10 protein-coding genes and 1 pseudogene are annotated in these 15190 nt (G+C 72.2%); 5 read left to right on the top strand and 6 right to left on the bottom strand.

The window, feature by feature from the left end:
- Nucleotides 1-69: 69 nt before the first annotated feature.
- From DN051_RS28080 to DN051_RS28070, 3 genes and pseudogenes are all read left to right on the top strand, one after another.
- Entirely contained in the window at nucleotides 70-759 is a 690-nt protein-coding gene (locus DN051_RS28080; RefSeq protein ID WP_053764064.1) for a hypothetical protein, read from the top strand.
- A gap of 100 nt (nucleotides 760-859) precedes the next feature.
- Nucleotides 860-1699 (top strand): thioredoxin domain-containing protein, encoded by an 840-nt coding sequence (locus DN051_RS28075; RefSeq protein ID WP_112439733.1) that lies wholly within the window; start codon nucleotides 860-862, stop codon nucleotides 1697-1699.
- 131 nt (nucleotides 1700-1830) lie between these two features.
- Nucleotides 1831-3492: pseudogene (locus DN051_RS28070) on the top strand (alkaline phosphatase D family protein).
- Nucleotides 3493-3499: 7 nt separating this feature from the next.
- Here DN051_RS28070 and DN051_RS28065 read toward each other — a convergent pair.
- On the bottom strand, nucleotides 3500-4069 hold the full coding sequence (locus tag DN051_RS28065) for a dienelactone hydrolase family protein (RefSeq protein ID WP_112439732.1): 570 nt from the start codon (nucleotides 4067-4069) through the stop codon (nucleotides 3500-3502).
- A 106-nt stretch (nucleotides 4070-4175) separates the two neighbouring features.
- Between DN051_RS28065 and DN051_RS28060 the strand changes: the two genes are divergently transcribed.
- The gene (locus tag DN051_RS28060; protein ID WP_053764060.1) at nucleotides 4176-5294 is read left to right on the top strand and encodes a mechanosensitive ion channel family protein; all 1119 of its coding nucleotides are present in this window, start codon (nucleotides 4176-4178) and stop codon (nucleotides 5292-5294) included.
- A gap of 62 nt (nucleotides 5295-5356) precedes the next feature.
- Here DN051_RS28060 and DN051_RS28055 read toward each other — a convergent pair whose 3' ends face one another.
- From DN051_RS28055 to DN051_RS47565, 5 genes are all read right to left on the bottom strand, one after another.
- A complete protein-coding gene (locus DN051_RS28055) occupies nucleotides 5357-6943 on the bottom strand; it encodes a Na+/H+ antiporter (RefSeq protein ID WP_053764059.1) in 1587 nt (528 codons plus the stop codon).
- Between the two features lie 87 nt (nucleotides 6944-7030).
- Nucleotides 7031-7507 carry a GNAT family N-acetyltransferase gene (locus tag DN051_RS28050; RefSeq protein WP_053764058.1) on the bottom strand — a complete coding sequence of 159 codons (477 nt, stop codon included), beginning with the start codon at nucleotides 7505-7507 and terminating at the stop codon, nucleotides 7031-7033.
- Entirely contained in the window at nucleotides 7504-8448 is a 945-nt protein-coding gene (locus DN051_RS28045) for an RluA family pseudouridine synthase (protein WP_053764057.1), read from the bottom strand. The genes DN051_RS28050 and DN051_RS28045 overlap by 4 nt, the downstream gene beginning before the upstream one ends.
- A 96-nt stretch (nucleotides 8449-8544) precedes the next feature.
- Nucleotides 8545-9210 carry a signal peptidase II gene (gene lspA / locus DN051_RS28040; RefSeq protein WP_053764056.1) on the bottom strand — a complete coding sequence of 222 codons (666 nt, stop codon included), beginning with the start codon at nucleotides 9208-9210 and terminating at the stop codon, nucleotides 8545-8547.
- A gap of 106 nt (nucleotides 9211-9316) precedes the next feature.
- Nucleotides 9317-11281 (bottom strand): TraR/DksA C4-type zinc finger protein, encoded by a 1965-nt coding sequence (locus tag DN051_RS47565; protein WP_342781472.1) that lies wholly within the window; start codon nucleotides 11279-11281, stop codon nucleotides 9317-9319.
- Nucleotides 11282-11909: 628 nt separating this feature from the next.
- On the opposite strand from DN051_RS47565, the gene ileS reads away from it, so the two are divergent.
- A complete protein-coding gene (gene ileS / locus DN051_RS28025; RefSeq protein WP_112439731.1) occupies nucleotides 11910-15053 on the top strand; it encodes an isoleucine--tRNA ligase in 3144 nt (1047 codons plus the stop codon).
- The last annotated feature ends 137 nt before the right edge of the window (nucleotides 15054-15190 follow it).

The raw sequence follows: 15190 nt of genomic DNA, 5'->3' as shown, positions 1-15190 counted from the left end.
CCCCGTGACCCGCCCCACAGGCTCCCTTTAGGAGTCCCTTACGGGCCTCCGTGACACACTCTCCCCGCTATGGACATATCCGGGACCCAGCTCAGAGCCGTGCGTGCGGCGCTGTTCACGGCCGTGGTCGTGACCCTCAGCACCGCCGCGCACGTGCTGCTGTCCCAGGCCCCGCTTCCGATGGGCACGGTGGCGGCCATCGCCGCCGCCGTGTTCGTCATCTCCTACGCGCTGGCCGGCCGTGAGCGCGGTTTCGGACGGATCGCCGCCCTGCTGATCCCCCTGGAACTGGCCGCCGACACGGTGTTCACCGCGGGCCAGCACGCCTGCTACGGCCGGGCGGGCGGCCCGGTCGCGGGCCCGCTGCGCTCGGTCGGCCTGGACGTGCTGTGCGGCGGCGAGGTGGGCACCCCGCTGGCGCGTATCGCCGGCGGCACCGGCACGGACCGGGTCGCCGGCCTGCTCGCGCACGCCCACCCGGAGACCGCCTGGCTGCTGCTCGGCGCGCACGTCGGGGTCGGGCTGCTGGCCGCCGCCTGGCTGAGCCGCGGTGAGCGGGCGCTGGCCCAGCTGCTGGGCGCCACGGCCGCGACCACCTTCCGGCCGCTGCTGCTCGCGGTGGCCGCCGTCACGGTGCGGCCGACCGCCGCGGCCCCCCGGCCGCCCCGGCCCGCCCGGCGCACCGCCGCCGCCCGCGACCTCCTCCTCACCCACTCCCTGGGACGGCGTGGACCGCCGTGCCGCGCCGCCGTCGCCTGAGCGAAGCCTTCCTTCGCCCCGGTGCCGGCGTCCGAGCACGGCCCACCCACACACTCACACCGCGTACGAGCGTGCGCGGCTCCACAGGGAGATCACCACCATGAGCAAGCGGAACAGCCAGTCGTCGAAGTCGGCGGCCCGGGAGCGGCTGCGTCAGGAGCGCGAGCGCGAGGCCAAGCGCGCCAGGACCAAGCGGCAGATCACCGTCGCGGCCACCGTGGTCGGCGTCCTCGCCGCGGCGGGCGGCATAGGCTACGCCGTCGTCCAGGCGAACAAGCCCAGCCACTGGGAGGCGCTGAAGGACGACAAGGTCGTCGCCCCGGCGAACACCACGGGCACCGACGGCACCACCGTCGTCATCGGCAAGGACAGCGCGCCGAAGACCCTCAAGGTCTACGAGGACCCGCGCTGCCCGGTCTGCGCCTCGTTCGAGCAGACGGTCGGCTCGACCGTCGAGAAGGACGTCGAGGCGGGCAAGTACAAGATCCAGTTCGTGGGCGGCACCTTCCTCGACGGCGACTCCCTGGACAAGGGCGAGATCGGCAGCAACGGCGAGGGCTCCAAGAGCGCGATGAGCGCCCTGGGCGCCGCGCTGAACGTCAGCCCGGAGGCCTTCCTCGACTACAAGACCGCCCTGTACTCGGCGAAGTGGCACCCCCAGGAGTCCGAGGACAAGTTCAAGGGCGACGACTACCTCATCGACATCGCGGACTCCGTCCCGGCCCTGAAGGGCAACGCGAAGTTCCAGAAGGCGGTGGAGAACGGCACCTACGACGCCTGGGCACTGGCGATGTCGAAGACCTTCGACACCAACAAGGACGGGGTGAGCGGCACCCCGAGCTTCGTCATGGACGGCAAGATGCTGACCACCTCCGGCGGCAACCCGCCGATGACGGTGGCCGACTTCAACACGGCGGTCGACGGGGCCCTCAAGGGCTGACGGCCGCCCGTGCCGGTCCGGCCCCGGCACGCGACCTCACGGGGAGCGCGGGTCGACGACGCGCGAAAGAGCGGGCGAACTTTCCACGGTTCGCCCGCTCTGGCGTGTACCGATCAGTAACCTGATCGCTCGTGACCAGACGACACAGATCCCCCGACAGCGCCAACTCGCCCGCACCGCGCCGCCGTTCGGTCGTCAAGGCGGCCGCCGCCGGCGCCGTCCTGGCCGCTCCGCTGGCCGGCGCCCTGCCCGCCCGCGCGGCCTCCGAGGCCCCCGCCTTCCTGCACGGTGTCGCCTCCGGCGACCCGCTCCCGGACGGCATCCTGCTGTGGACCCGCGTGACGCCCGCGGCGGACGCCGTACCCGGCTCCGGGCTCGGCCCCGACGTCCGGGTGAGCTGGGTGGTGGCCCGGGACAGCGCCTTCACCCAGGTCGTCGCCGAGGGCTCCACCACGGCGACGGCGGCCGGCGACCACACCGTCAAGGCGGACATCCGCGGTCTGGCGCCCGCCACCGACTACTGGTTCCGCTTCTCCTCGGGCGGCACCGACTCCCCCGCGGCCCGCACGCGCACCGCCCCCGCCGCCGACGCGGCCGTGCCGGGCCTGCGGTTCGGCGTGGTCTCCTGCGCCAACTGGGAGGCCGGCCACTTCGCCGCGTACCGCCACCTCGCGACCCGCGGCGACCTGGACGCCTGGCTGCACCTGGGCGACTACATCTACGAGTACGGCACCGGGGAGTACGGCACCCGCGGCCGCGTGGTCCGACCGCACGCCCCCGCCCACGAGATCGTCACCCTCGCCGACTACCGCGTCCGGCACGGCCGGTACAAGACGGACCCGGACCTCCAGGCGCTGCACGCCGCCGCGCCGGTCGTCGCCATCTGGGACGACCACGAGATAGCCAACGACGCATGGTCGGGCGGCGCCGAGAACCACACCGAGGGCGCCGAGGGCCCCTGGGCCGCACGCCAGAGCGCCGCCAAGCAGGCCTACTTCGAGTGGATGCCGGTCCGGCCGGCCGTCGCCGGCACCACCTACCGCCGGCTGCGCTTCGGCAAGCTCGCCGATCTCTCCCTGCTGGACCTGCGCTCGTTCCGCTCGCAGTAGGCCGCGCTCGGCGACGGCGACGTCGACGACCCGGACCGCACGCTCACCGGACGCGCCCAGCTCGACTGGCTGAAGACCGGGCTGGTGCGGTCCGACACCACCTGGCGGCTGGTCGGCAACTCGGTGATGATCTCGCCGTTCGCCATCGGCTCGCTCTCCGCGGAACTGCTGAAGCCGCTCGCCGAGCTGCTCGGCCTGCCCCGGGAGGGTCTCGCCCTCAACACCGACCAGTGGGACGGCTACACCGACGACCGGCGCGAACTCCTCGCCCACCTGCGCTCGAACGCGATCCGCAACACCGTCTTCCTCACCGGCGACATCCACATGGCGTGGGCCAACGACGTGCCGGTGAACGCCGGGACGTACCCGCTGTCCGCCTCGGCCGCCACGGAGTTCGTCGTCACGTCGGTGACCTCGGACAACCTCGACGACCTGGTGAACGTCCCCCAGGGCACCGTCTCCGCCGTCGCCGCTCCGCTCATCCGCGCGGCCAACCGGCACGTCCACTGGGTCGACACCGACCGCCACGGCTACGGCGTCCTGGACATCACCACCGACCGCGCCCAGATGGACTACTACGTCCTGTCCGACCGGACGCGGGCGGACGCGACATCGTCCTGGAGCCGGTCGTACCGCACCCGCAGCGGTACGCAGAAGGTCGAGCGGACCTACGACCCCGTATAACCGCCGCTTACAGGCTGTCGAGGAAGCCGAGCGCCACCCGCCAGGTGGCCTCGGCCGCCTCCGCGTCGTAGTCCGGCAGATCGGGGTCCGTGTACAGATGACCCGCCCCGGCGTACCGGTGGATCTCCACGTCCGCCCCGGCTCTGCGCATCTGGAGATACCAGGCGCTCAGCCAGTCGTCCGTCTCGAACGGGTCCGGCTCGGCCACGTGCAGCTGGACGGGGAGGTCGTCGGCCTCGGCGTTCGGCGCGAGGTCCGAGGTGCCGTGCAGGAGCAGCAGACCGCGTGCCTTGTCGTCGCCGAGCGCGAGGGTCTGCGCGACGGAGGCGCCCAGTGAGAACCCGGCGTACACCAGCCCCCGTTCGGAATAGGGCGCCGCGGCCAGGACGGCCCGCTTCAGCAGTTCGTCCTTGCCGATCCCGTCGTGGAAGGCCATGCCCTCCTCGACCGTCTCGAACGTCCGCCCGGCGAAGAGGTCCGGCGTCCACACCTCGTGACCGGCCGAGCGCAGCCGGTCCGCCGCGGCGCGCACCGCTGGCCTGAGGCCGAAGGCCGAGTGAAACAGCACGATGTTCATGGGGCCATGGTGCCAGCCGGGTACGACGGCGCAGGGCCGGTCATTACCCGGGAAGCCGCGGAATTCACATGTTCAGGGCCGCCCGGGGCCGGTTACGTTCGAAGGCATGGAGAACATACTCCGACCGCTCATCGTCGTAGGCGGCTCGGTGGTGCTCACGCTGCTCATCGGCTGGGCCACCGATCTGCTGTTGCGCAAGGCCGACGCACGGCACGAGGAGACCCAGCTGTGGGGTCTGCTGCGCCGCGGCCGCATCCCCTACCAGCTGGTGATCTGCGCGGCGCTGCTGAGAGCCTCGTACGACTCGGCGCGACTGCTCCAGGAGCACCGGGTGGGCATCGGCCGCGCCCTGACGCTGGTCCTGATCGGATCGGCGGCGTGGCTGGTGGTGCGGATCGCGGCGGCCGTCGTGGAGACGTCGTACTCGCGCTACGCCAGCTCACGCGCCCAGCGCGATCCGGCGCGGGTCCGCCGGGTGCGCACCCAGGTGTCGCTCATCATGCGGGTGGTGGCGGCCGTCGTGGGCGTGGTCGCCATCGCCGCGATGCTGCTGACGTTCCCGGCGATGCGGGCGGCGGGCGCCTCGCTACTGGCCTCGGCGGGCATCCTCGGCATCGTCGCCGGTGTGGCGGCGCAGTCCACGCTGAGCAACATGTTCGCCGGATTCCAGATCGCGTTCGGCGACATGGTGCGCCTCGGCGACACGGTCGTGGTCGACGGCGAGTGGGGCACGGTGGAGGAGATCACCCTGACGTATCTCACGGTGCGGACCTGGGACGAGCGCCGGATCACCATGCCGGTCTCGTACTTCACGTCCAAGCCCTTCGAGAACTGGTCGCGCGGCACCCCGCAGATGACCGGCGTCGTCCTCTGGCACCTCGACCACTCCGCCCCGCTGGAGGCGATGCGCGAGAAGCTGCGCGACATCCTGCGCGAGTGCCCCGCCTGGGACGGCCGCAAGTACGGTCTGGACGTCACCGACTCCACCCCCAACACCATCGAGGTACGGGCCGTGGTGACCGCGAAGGACGCGGACGACGTCTGGACGGTGCGGGTCACGGTCCGCGAGCAGATGATCGGCTGGCTGGTCCGCCACCACCCGTACGCCCTGCCCCGGGTCAACACCGCGGACGCGGTCCTCGCACCCGGCTCGAACGGGCACCGGCGGCACCCCGACGGTGCCCAGCGCCGGGCGGTGGAGACCCCGCGGCCGGAGCGCGGCTGACGCGGCCGACGCCGGCGTTCACCGCCCGTCCCCCGGGAGGCGGGCGGTGAACGGGCCTGCGGTCACCGCAGACTGCGCACGTCGAGGTGGCGCAGCACCCGGTCCACCACCTCCGGATCCGCCCCCGGCTCCCGGCGCGCGGCCAGGACCTCGTGCCGCGCCGCGCTCAGCATGTCCCGTTCGATCCGCCGCAGCCTCTTCAGCCGGCGCGTGCGTTGCTCGTGCCCCTCGCGCCGCTCGTCCTCCGCCAGCCGCGGACTGATCCGGACGCCGATGTCGACGGCCCGCCGCAGCATCCGCTCGGACACCTCCTCCGGCAGGTCCTCGACCTCCTCGATCTCCCGCAGCCTCCGCTTCGCCGCCTTCGCCGCGCGCACCGCCAGCGCCCGCTCGAACTCCTCCTCGACCTCGGTGTCGGCCCGCACGCCGAGCCGCTTCACCAGCCACGGCAGAGTCAGCCCCTGCAACACCAGCGTCGCCATGATCACGCCGAACGCGATGAACACGATCTCGTCCCGGTCGGGAAAGGGCGCACCGTCCTCGGTCCGCAGCGGAATGGCCAGTGCCAGGGCCACGGAGGCGACCCCGCGCATCCCCGACCACCACATCACGACGGTCTCCCGCCAACTCGTCGGGATCTCCTCGTCGTAGTCCCGCCGGGCGTGCAGCCGCTGGGTGAGCCAGCTCGCCGGCAGCAGGTACGCCAGCCGCAGCACGACGACCACCGCGGCGACCGCCGCCGCCCAGCCGAGCAGTTCGCCCCACCGCCCGGACGCCGTCCCGATCGCGTTGTGCAGCTCCAGCCCGATCAGCCCGAACGCGACACCGGTGACCAGGGTGTCGACGATGTTCCAGAAGGTGTGCCCGGCCAGCCGCATCAGGACGTCGTCGGGATCGCCGGAGTACTCGGCGAGGAACAGCGCGGTGACGAGCACGGCGAGCACCCCCGACCCGTGGAGTTCCTCGGCCAGCACGTAGGACGCGTAGGGCACCAGCAGGGTGAGCCCGATCTGGAGGGTCTCGTCGCCGAGCACGTCCAGCAGCTTGTTGGCCCCCCAGCCCAGCGTCAGGCCGATCACCAGCGCGACCACGGCCGACAGCACGAAGTCGAGCCCGGCCTCCCAGGGCGAAAAGGTCCCGGTCACCACCGCGGTGATCGCCACGTGGTAAAGCACGATGGCCGTCACGTCGTTGAACAGCCCCTCGCCCTCCAGGATCGACACCAGCCGGCGGGGCAGCCCCAACTGCCCGGCGACGGCGGTCGCCGCGACCGGATCGGGCGGCGCCACCAGGGCGCCGAGGGCCACGGCCGCCGCGATCGGCAGTCCCGGCACGATCGAGTGGGCGACCGCGGCGACACATGCGGTGGTCACGCACACCAGCGCCACGGCCAGCAGGAAGATCGGGCGTTTGTTGGCCGCGAACTGCCGCCAGGAGGTGCGCCGGACGGCGGCGTAGAGCAGCGGCGGAAGCAGCAGCGGCAGGATCAGGTCGGGCGGGACGTCGACGTTCGGCACGAATTCGAGCAGCGCCAGCACGATGCCCAGCAGGGTCATCAGCACCGGCGCGGGCAGTCCCAGCCGGTCCCCGACCGGGACACTCACCACGGCCCCGAGCAACAGCACGAACAGCAGGGCCAACTGATCCACGGTCAGCGCTCCGGTGGCGAGTCGATCACACGGCGGATCTCCAGCCTGCCACGGCGCCCTTCCCGTCAGCCCGTTCGGCGCCGTCGGCTACAGGGCGCGCCGCATCGACCGGTGCGGAATGCCGGCGTCCGGGAACTCCGGCCCGTACGCCTCGTACCCCAGGCGCTCGTAGAAGCCGAGGGCGTGCGTCTGCGCGTGCAGGTCCACGGCCGCCAGGCCGCGCGCGCGGGCCGCGTCCTCGATGGCCCGCACCAGCGCCACGCCGACTCCGAGCCCCCGGGCCTCCTTGGTCACCGCGAGCCGCCCCAGCGACCCCACCGCCGGATCACCGCCGGTCTTGGCCGCGGCGCCCGGGCCGTACAGCAGCCGCCCGGTGCCGAGCGGCAGCCCGTCCTCACGCAGGGCCAGGACGTGCAGCGCGGTCGCGTCGTAGGCGTCGTACTCCACGTCCTGCGGGACGCCCTGCTCGGCGACGAAGACCTCCTTGCGCACCGCGAAGCAGGCCTCGCGGTCGGCGGGCTCCTCGGCCACGCGCACCGTGAAGGTCAGCTCCGCGGCGCTCATCCGTAGGTCTCCTCGCGCACCAGGTCCAGGGCCTTCTGGAGGTCCTCCGGGTAGTCGCAGGCGAACTCCGCCCACTGGCCGTCCCCGGGGTGCTCGAAGCCGAGGCGCACGGCGTGCAGCCACTGCCGGGTCAGCCGCAGCCGCTTGGCGAGCGTGGGGTCCGCGCCGTAGGTGAGGTCGCCGACGCAGGGGTGGCGATGGGCGGCCATGTGCACGCGGATCTGGTGGGTGCGGCCGGTCTCCAGCTTCACGTCGAGCAGGGAGGCCGCGCGGAACGCCTCGATCAGGTCGTAGTGCGTGACGGACGGCTTGCCGTCGGCCGTGACCGCCCACTTGTAGTCGTGGTTGGGGTGGCGGCCGATGGGCGCGTCGATGGTGCCGCTGGTCGGGTCGGGGTGGCCCTGGACCAGGGTGTGGTAGCGCTTGTCGACCGTGCGCTCCTTGAACTGGCGCTTCAGCGACGTGTACGCGTACTCGGACTTGGCGACCACCATCAGGCCCGAGGTGCCGACGTCGAGACGGTGCACGATGCCCTGGCGCTCGGCGGCGCCGGACGTCGAGATCCGGTACCCGGCCGCCGCGAGTCCGCCGATGACCGTCGGCCCGGACCAGCCCGGACTCGGGTGGGCCGCGACTCCGACCGGCTTGACGATCACGACCACGTCGTCGTCGTCGTGCACGATCTCCATGCCCTCGACCGGCTCGGCCACCACCTGCACCGGCGCGGCCTCCTGCGGCATCTCGACCTCCAGCCAGGCCCCGCCGCTCACGCGCTCGGACTTGCCGACCGCCGTGCCGTCGACCAGCACCTTGCCCGCCGCGGCGAGCTCCGCGGCCTTGGTACGGGAAAAGCCGAACATGCGGGAGATGGCGGCGTCGACGCGCTCGCCCTCCAGACCGTCCGGCACGGGCAGGGTACGGATCTCGGGAATCGTGCTCACCCGTCGAGTATGCCGGACGGGTCCGACAACGCCGTACGCCAGCCCGCGGCCCCGGTCCCCGGCGAGCGGCCGGGGGCGTCCTCGCGGACGGTCCGGTCAGTCCTTGTGGACGGTCCCGTCGGGGTCCAGTCCCTTGAAGGACAGCAGCACGATCAGGATGCCGCCGCAGACGATCGCCGAGTCGGCGAGGTTGAAGACCGCGAAGTGCTTGGGCGCGATGAAGTCGACGACCGCGCCCTCGAAGACGCCGGGCGAGCGGAAGATCCGGTCGGTCAGGTTGCCGAGCGCGCCGCCGAGCAGCAGGCCGAGGGCGATCGCCCAGGGCAGGCTGTACAGCTTGCGGGCGAGCCGGGCGATCACCACGATCACGGCCACCGCGATCAGCGTGAAGATGATCGTGAACGCCTGGCCGAAGCCGAAGGCCGCACCGGGGTTGCGGATCGCGTCGAACCGCAGCCACTCGCCGAAGACCTCGATCGCGTCGTGGTGCTCCAGCTTCGCCACCACGATGAGCTTGCTGGTCAGGTCCAGGGCGTAGGCGAACGCGGCGACCGCGAACAGTACGGCGATCCGCCGCTTGCCGCGGGACGGCGCCTGCTGCTCGTCCGCGCCGGAGCCGTCGGACGGGGTGGGTGCCGCCTCGGAGTCGGACCGCTCGCCCGGTGTCGCGTCGTCGGGCCGCTCGCGCTCGGGCCGTTCCTGTCCGGTCCGCGCCACGTCCGGGATGTCCGGCGTACCGATGATGCGCTCCGCCTCTGCCACGTGAGTCCCTCAACCTTGGGTGCCTGACTGAGCACGAGGGTACGGCACGCGCCCCGCACCGCACGTGCTCAGGAGGCCTACGACGGGGTCGGCCGGTGCCGGTTCACTACCGGCGTTCCTGCTTCTGCTTGCACTCGACGCAGAGCGTCGCCCGGGGAAACGCCTGCATCCTGGCCTTGCCGATGGGGTTGCCGCAGTTCTCGCACAGTCCGTACGTCCCCGTGTCCAGGCGTTGCAGCGCTCGCTCGGTCTGGGTGAGCATTTCACGCGCGTTGGCGGCGAGCGCCAGCTCGTGCTCGCGCGTGATGTTCTTGGTGCCGGTGTCCACCTGGTCGTCCCCGGCGCCGTCCCCGGAGTCCCGCATCAGGCCGACCACGGACGCCTCCGAGGAGGCGATCTCGGTACGCAGGCGCTCCGCCTCGGACGTCAGCTCCGCGCGGGCCTCGTCGACCTCTTCCGGCGTCCAGGGGTCCTCGCCGGGGCGCACCGCGAGGTCGCCGGGCTCCGCCGCGGCGATACGGGCCTTGGGGACGGCGGTCTTCGCCGCCGTGGCCCGGCCAGGAGTCTTCTTCGCAACCACCGTCGTGGCTCCCGTCTGCTCCGCGGCCTGCGCCGCGCCCACCTTTTTGGCCGTGCTCTTCTTGACCGCTCGCTTGCCGCCCGCGGCCTCTTTCCGGCCCGGCGGCTCCCCGGCCTCCACCGTCCGGGAGTTCCTGACCGTCGCCTTCGCCCGGGTCGCCTTCCGCGCGGCCCGCCGCCGGGCGCTCGCCGCGGCCTTCTCCGCGGACGGCTCCCCACCCGCGGCTTCCGCTCCGGCCGCGCTCCCGGCGGCGACCGCCGCCTCGGAGCCCGCCTCCGCACCGGAGGTGTCAGCAGCCGACGCCTTGGCCTTCTTGCCTGCCGGAAGCTCGGCGCTGGCCTTCCCGTCTGCGGGGGCCTTGACGGCTTCCTTCTTGTCCGCCGGGGCTTTGGCGGTGGTCTTCCTGTCCGCGGGAACCTTGCCGGTCGCCTTCTTACCCGCCGACGCCTCGGCAGCGGTCTCCGCTCCGGGCGGGGCCTTGACCGCGGACTTCTTGCCCGCCGAGGGCTTGGCGCTCGTCCGCCTGTCCGCCGGCACCTTGGCGGTGGACTTCTTGTCCGCCGGGGCTTTCGCGGTGGCCTTCATGTCGGCTGGAGCTTCGGCGGTGGTCTTCCCGTCCGCAGAGGCCTTGGTGGTGGCCTTCCTGTCCGCCGATGCCCGGGCAGCGGCCTCCGCTCGGGCCGGGGCCTCGACCGTGGTCTTCTTGCCTGCCGCCCTATCGGCCTTCGTCTTCGATCCCGCAGGGGACTTGGCAGCGGCCTTCGTCCCGTCCGCGGTCCCGACCGTGGCCTTCGTACCCGTCGGGCCTTTGGCAGCAGCCTTGGCAGCGGCCTTCCCTGCGCGTGTTTCCGCACCGGTGCCCTCCCCGGTGACCGTCGCCTTGCCCACGGCCCCCTCGGTCCCAGCCGGGGCCTTCTTGACCTGCGTCTTTCTGGCCGGCGCCTTCTTGGCGGGCGTCTTCTTCACAGCCGTACCGCCTGCAGCCTTGTCCCCGCCGGCCTTGTCCCCGGCAGCCACCTTCCCGGGCGCCGACTTCTCGCCGGTCGGCGCGGCCTTCCCGGGCGCCGCCTTCCGGCCGGTTGAAGCCTTTGTCCCGGCCACCCCGGCCACCGCCCTGCCGCTCGCCTTCTCAGCGCCGCTCGCCTTCTCAGCGCCGCTGGCCTTCCCGGCGTCCGTCGCCTTCCCGGCCCCGCTGGCCTTCCCGGCGTCCGTCGCCTTCCCGGCCCCCTTCGCCCCGGCGGCAGTGCTCCGACCCGTTCCGGCGGCGTCCGCCGACGTCCGCCGCCCGGTCGCCGGTGTCCGCTGCGTGCTCTTCTTGCCGCCGACGTCCTTGGCCGCGCCACCGGAGCCCGCCGCCGCGCCACCGGAGCCCGCCGCCGCGGCGGCGCCACCGAACGCACCCGCGGAACCCGCGGAACCCGCCGCACTCACGGACTTTCCGCCGGACTTTCCGGACGCCGACTGCTGTACGGCGGTCTTCTTCGCCATCATTGCCGCCGCCCCTTCACATATTGTGACCTTGCACACGAATCGTGCTGGGACGATAAATCGACTTGAGCCCCACGGCAACGGGGCACTCCACCCGATTCGCCGCCTGGCGGCCGCCACCCGGCCGGCATGCAAGCGTTGTGCCCAGCTCCCCGCCGGGTAATCCGCCGAGTCGGACATCCCTGGATCAAAAGCCGCTCATCTGACCATTCGGGTCATCTCACCGGGGGCTCGTTCGCGTGTCCCCACGGGCCCGGGGACACGGCGCTCGTTCCGGGGCTCCGGCGCCCCGGAAATCCGGTCGGCCACCGTCCGCGCGGCGCCGTACACTGGGCGAAGCGAAAAGCGTGGATGGGGACGAGTAGCGGCGTAGGCAGCCCAGAGCGACCCGGGGACGGTGGAAGCCCGGGGGCGAGCGCGACGTGAAGATCACCCCGGAGCCGCCGGAGGAAAGCCCCAGCAGCACGGCCGGGGCCGTAGAACCGGTATCGCGACCCCAATGAGGGGGCTCACCGGTGCGCGCCACCGAGGGGCCAAGGAGGGTGGTACCGCGGGAGCGCGCCGAAGGCGGCGCAGGAGGCTCTCGTCCCTCCGGACGGAAGGCAGCAAGTCCGCCGGAGGAAGCCCGCTGATGACAACGCCGACGTACCGCCAGGTGCCCGCCCAGGTCGACCTGCCCGCCCTCGAGCACGCCGTGCTCGACTTCTGGCGCGAGCAGAAGATCTTCACCAAGAGCCTGGAGCACTCCGAGGGCCGCCCCGAGTGGGTGTTCTACGAGGGCCCGCCCACCGCGAACGGCATGCCGGGCGCCCACCACATCGAGGCGCGCGTCTTCAAGGACGTCTTCCCCCGCTTCCGCACCATGCGCGGCTACCACGTGGCCCGCAAGGCCGGCTGGGACTGCCACGGCCTGCCCGTGGAGCTCGCGGTCGAGAAGGAGCTCGGCTTCAGCGGCAAGAAGGACATCGAGGCGTACGGCATCGCCGAGTTCAACGCCAGGTGCCGGGAGTCCGTGCTCCGCCACACCGACGCCTTCTCCGAGCTGACGACCCGCATGGGCTACTGGGTCGACCTCGACGAGGCGTACGTGACGATGGAGCCGGAGTACATCGAGTCCGTCTGGTGGTCCCTGAAGGAGATCTTCAAAAAGGGCCTGCTGGTCCAGGACCACCGCGTCGCGCCCTGGTGCCCGCGCTGCGGCACGGGCCTGTCCGACCACGAGCTGGCCCAGGGCTACGAGACCGTCGTCGACCCCTCGGTCTACGTCCGCTTCCCGCTCACCTCCGGCCCGCTCGCCGGCGAGGCCACCCTCCTGGTGTGGACGACGACCCCCTGGACGCTGGTCTCCAACACCGCGGTCGCCGCCCACCCCGAGGTCACCTACGTCGTCGCGACCGACGGCGAGGAGAAGCTCGTCGTCGCCGAGCCGCTCGTCGAGAAGGCGCTCGGCGAGGGCTGGCGGACCACCGGCCGGTCCTTCACCGGCGCCGAGATGGAGCGCTGGACCTACCGGCGCCCGTTCGAGCTGGTCGAGTTCCCCGAGGGCACGGAAGCCCACTTCGTCGTCAACGCCGAGTACGTCACCACGGAGGACGGCACCGGTCTGGTCCACCAGTCCCCCGCCTTCGGTGAGGACGACCTCAAGGTGTGCCGCGCCTACGGCCTGCCGGTGGTGAACCCGGTCCGCCCGGACGGCACCTTCGAGGAGAACCTCCCCCTGGTCGGCGGCGTCTTCTTCAAGAAGGCCGACGAGAAGCTCACCGAGGACCTCGGCGAGCGCGGCCTGCTGTTCAAGCACCTGCCGTACGAGCACAGCTACCCGCACTGCTGGCGCTGCCACACCGCGCTCCTCTACTACGCGCAGCCGTCCTGGTACATCCGCACGACGGCGATCAAGGACCGTCTCCTGGAGGAGAACGAGCGGACCAACTGGTACCCGGACACGGTCAAGCACGGCCGGTACGGCGACTGGCTCAACAACAACATCGACTGGGCGCTGTCCCGCAACCGCTACTGGGGCACGCCGCTGCCGATCTGGCGCTGCGAGGACGACCACCTCACCGTCGTCGGCTCCCGCGCCGAGCTGACCGAGCTCACCGGCACCGACCAGTCCGGCCTCGACCCGCACCGGCCGTACATCGACGAGGTCACCTTCGACTGCCCGCAGTGCGCGAAGACGGCCACGCGCGTGCCGGAGGTCATCGACGCCTGGTACGACTCGGGTTCGATGCCGTTCGCGCAGTGGGGCTACCCGTACAAGAACAAGGAACTGTTCGAGTCCCGGTACCCGGCGCAGTTCATCAGCGAGGCCATCGACCAGACCCGCGGCTGGTTCTACACGCTGATGGCGGTCGGCACGCTGGTCTTCGACAAGTCGTCGTACGAGAACGTCGTCTGCCTCGGCCACATCCTCGCCGAGGACGGCCGGAAGATGTCCAAGCACCTGGGCAACATCCTCCAGCCCATCCCGCTGATGGATCAGCACGGCGCGGACGCGGTCCGCTGGTTCATGGCGGCCGGCGGCTCCCCGTGGGCGGCCCGCCGGGTGGGCCACGGCACCATCCAGGAGGTCGTGCGCAAGACGCTGCTCACCTACTGGAACACGGTGGCCTTCCAGGCCCTGTACGCCCGCACGAGCGGCTGGGCCCCCTCCGCGGCCGACCCGGCCCCGGCCGACCGCCCGCTGCTGGACCGCTGGCTGCTGTCCGAGCTGCACGCGCTGACCGACCAGGTGACCCAGTCCCTGGAGGCGTACGACACCCAGCGCGCCGGCAAGCTGCTGTCGGCGTTCGTCGACGACCTGTCGAACTGGTACGTCCGCCGCTCCCGGCGCCGCTTCTGGCAGGGTGACAAGGCCGCCCTGCGCACCCTGCACGAGGTCGTGGAGACGGTCACCAAGCTGATGGCCCCGCTGACCCCGTTCATCACGGAGCGGGTCTGGCAGGACCTGATCGTGCCGGTCACCCCGGGCGCCCCGGAGTCGGTGCACCTGGCGTCCTGGCCCGAGGCGGACCTCACCGCGGTCGACCCGGAGCTGTCGAAGCACATGGTGCTGGTGCGCCGGCTGGTCGAGCTCGGCCGTGCCACCCGCGCGGAGTCGGGCGTCAAGACCCGTCAGCCGCTCCGGCGCGCGCTGATCGCGGCCACGGGCTTCGACGCGCTCGACCGTGAACTGCACACGCAGATCACCGAGGAACTGAACGTCGAGTCCCTGGCCTCCCTCTCCGAGGTGGGCGGCTCCCTGGTCGACACGACCGCGAAGGCCAACTTCCGCGCCCTCGGCAAGCGCTTCGGCAAGCGCGTCCAGGACGTCGCCAAGGCCGTCGCCGGCGCCGACGCGGCCGCCCTGTCCCTGGCGCTGCGCGAGGGCACGGCGTCGGTGGAGGTCGACGGCGAGACCATCACGCTGGCCCCCGACGAGGTCATCATCACCGAGACCCCGCGCGAGGGCTGGTCGGTCGCGTCCGACGCCGGCGCGACGGTCGCCCTGGACCTGGAGATCACCGAGGACCTGCGCCGGGCGGGCCTGGCCCGGGACGCGATCCGCCTGATCCAGGAGGCCCGCAAGAACAGCGGCCTCGACGTCGCCGACCGGATCGCCCTGCGCTGGACGGCCACGGACCCGGCGGTCATCGCCGCCCTGGCCGGGCACAGCGACCTGATCGCCGACGAGGTCCTCGCCACGGACTTCGCCCAGGGCGAGGCGGACGACACCTACGGCGCCCCGTTCACGGACGAGCCGCTGACGCTGACGTTCCGCCTGCGCAAGGCGTAACGGCACCCCCGAAGGCCCGGTGCCGCCGAGGATTCCCGGCGGCACCGGGCCTTCGGCGTTGTGTCCGTACGGACAGCTGCCCCCACACCCGAACACGCGGATCAGCCCAGGCGAACGCGCGTAGCAAAAGGGCGGGG

This window comes from Streptomyces cadmiisoli, from assembly GCF_003261055.1.
Taxonomy (GTDB): domain Bacteria; phylum Actinomycetota; class Actinomycetes; order Streptomycetales; family Streptomycetaceae; genus Streptomyces; species Streptomyces cadmiisoli.
This window is presented reverse-complemented; position numbering and strand designations above follow the sequence as displayed.

What these genes read in the sequence shown, in the direction of transcription:
- DN051_RS28075 (WP_112439733.1), top strand. Translation starts at nt 860, where the DNA reads ATGAGCAAGCGGAACAGCCAGTCGTCGAAGTCGGCGGCCCGGGAGCGG.
- DN051_RS28060 (WP_053764060.1), top strand. Translation starts at nt 4,176, where the DNA reads ATGGAGAACATACTCCGACCGCTCATCGTCGTAGGCGGCTCGGTGGTG.
- ileS (WP_112439731.1), top strand. Translation starts at nt 11,910, where the DNA reads ATGACAACGCCGACGTACCGCCAGGTGCCCGCCCAGGTCGACCTGCCC.
- DN051_RS47565 (WP_342781472.1), bottom strand. Translation starts at nt 11,281, where the DNA reads ATGATGGCGAAGAAGACCGCCGTACAGCAGTCGGCGTCCGGAAAGTCC.
- DN051_RS28080 (WP_053764064.1), top strand. Translation starts at nt 70, where the DNA reads ATGGACATATCCGGGACCCAGCTCAGAGCCGTGCGTGCGGCGCTGTTC.
- DN051_RS28050 (WP_053764058.1), bottom strand. Translation starts at nt 7,507, where the DNA reads ATGAGCGCCGCGGAGCTGACCTTCACGGTGCGCGTGGCCGAGGAGCCC.
- DN051_RS28065 (WP_112439732.1), bottom strand. Translation starts at nt 4,069, where the DNA reads ATGAACATCGTGCTGTTTCACTCGGCCTTCGGCCTCAGGCCAGCGGTG.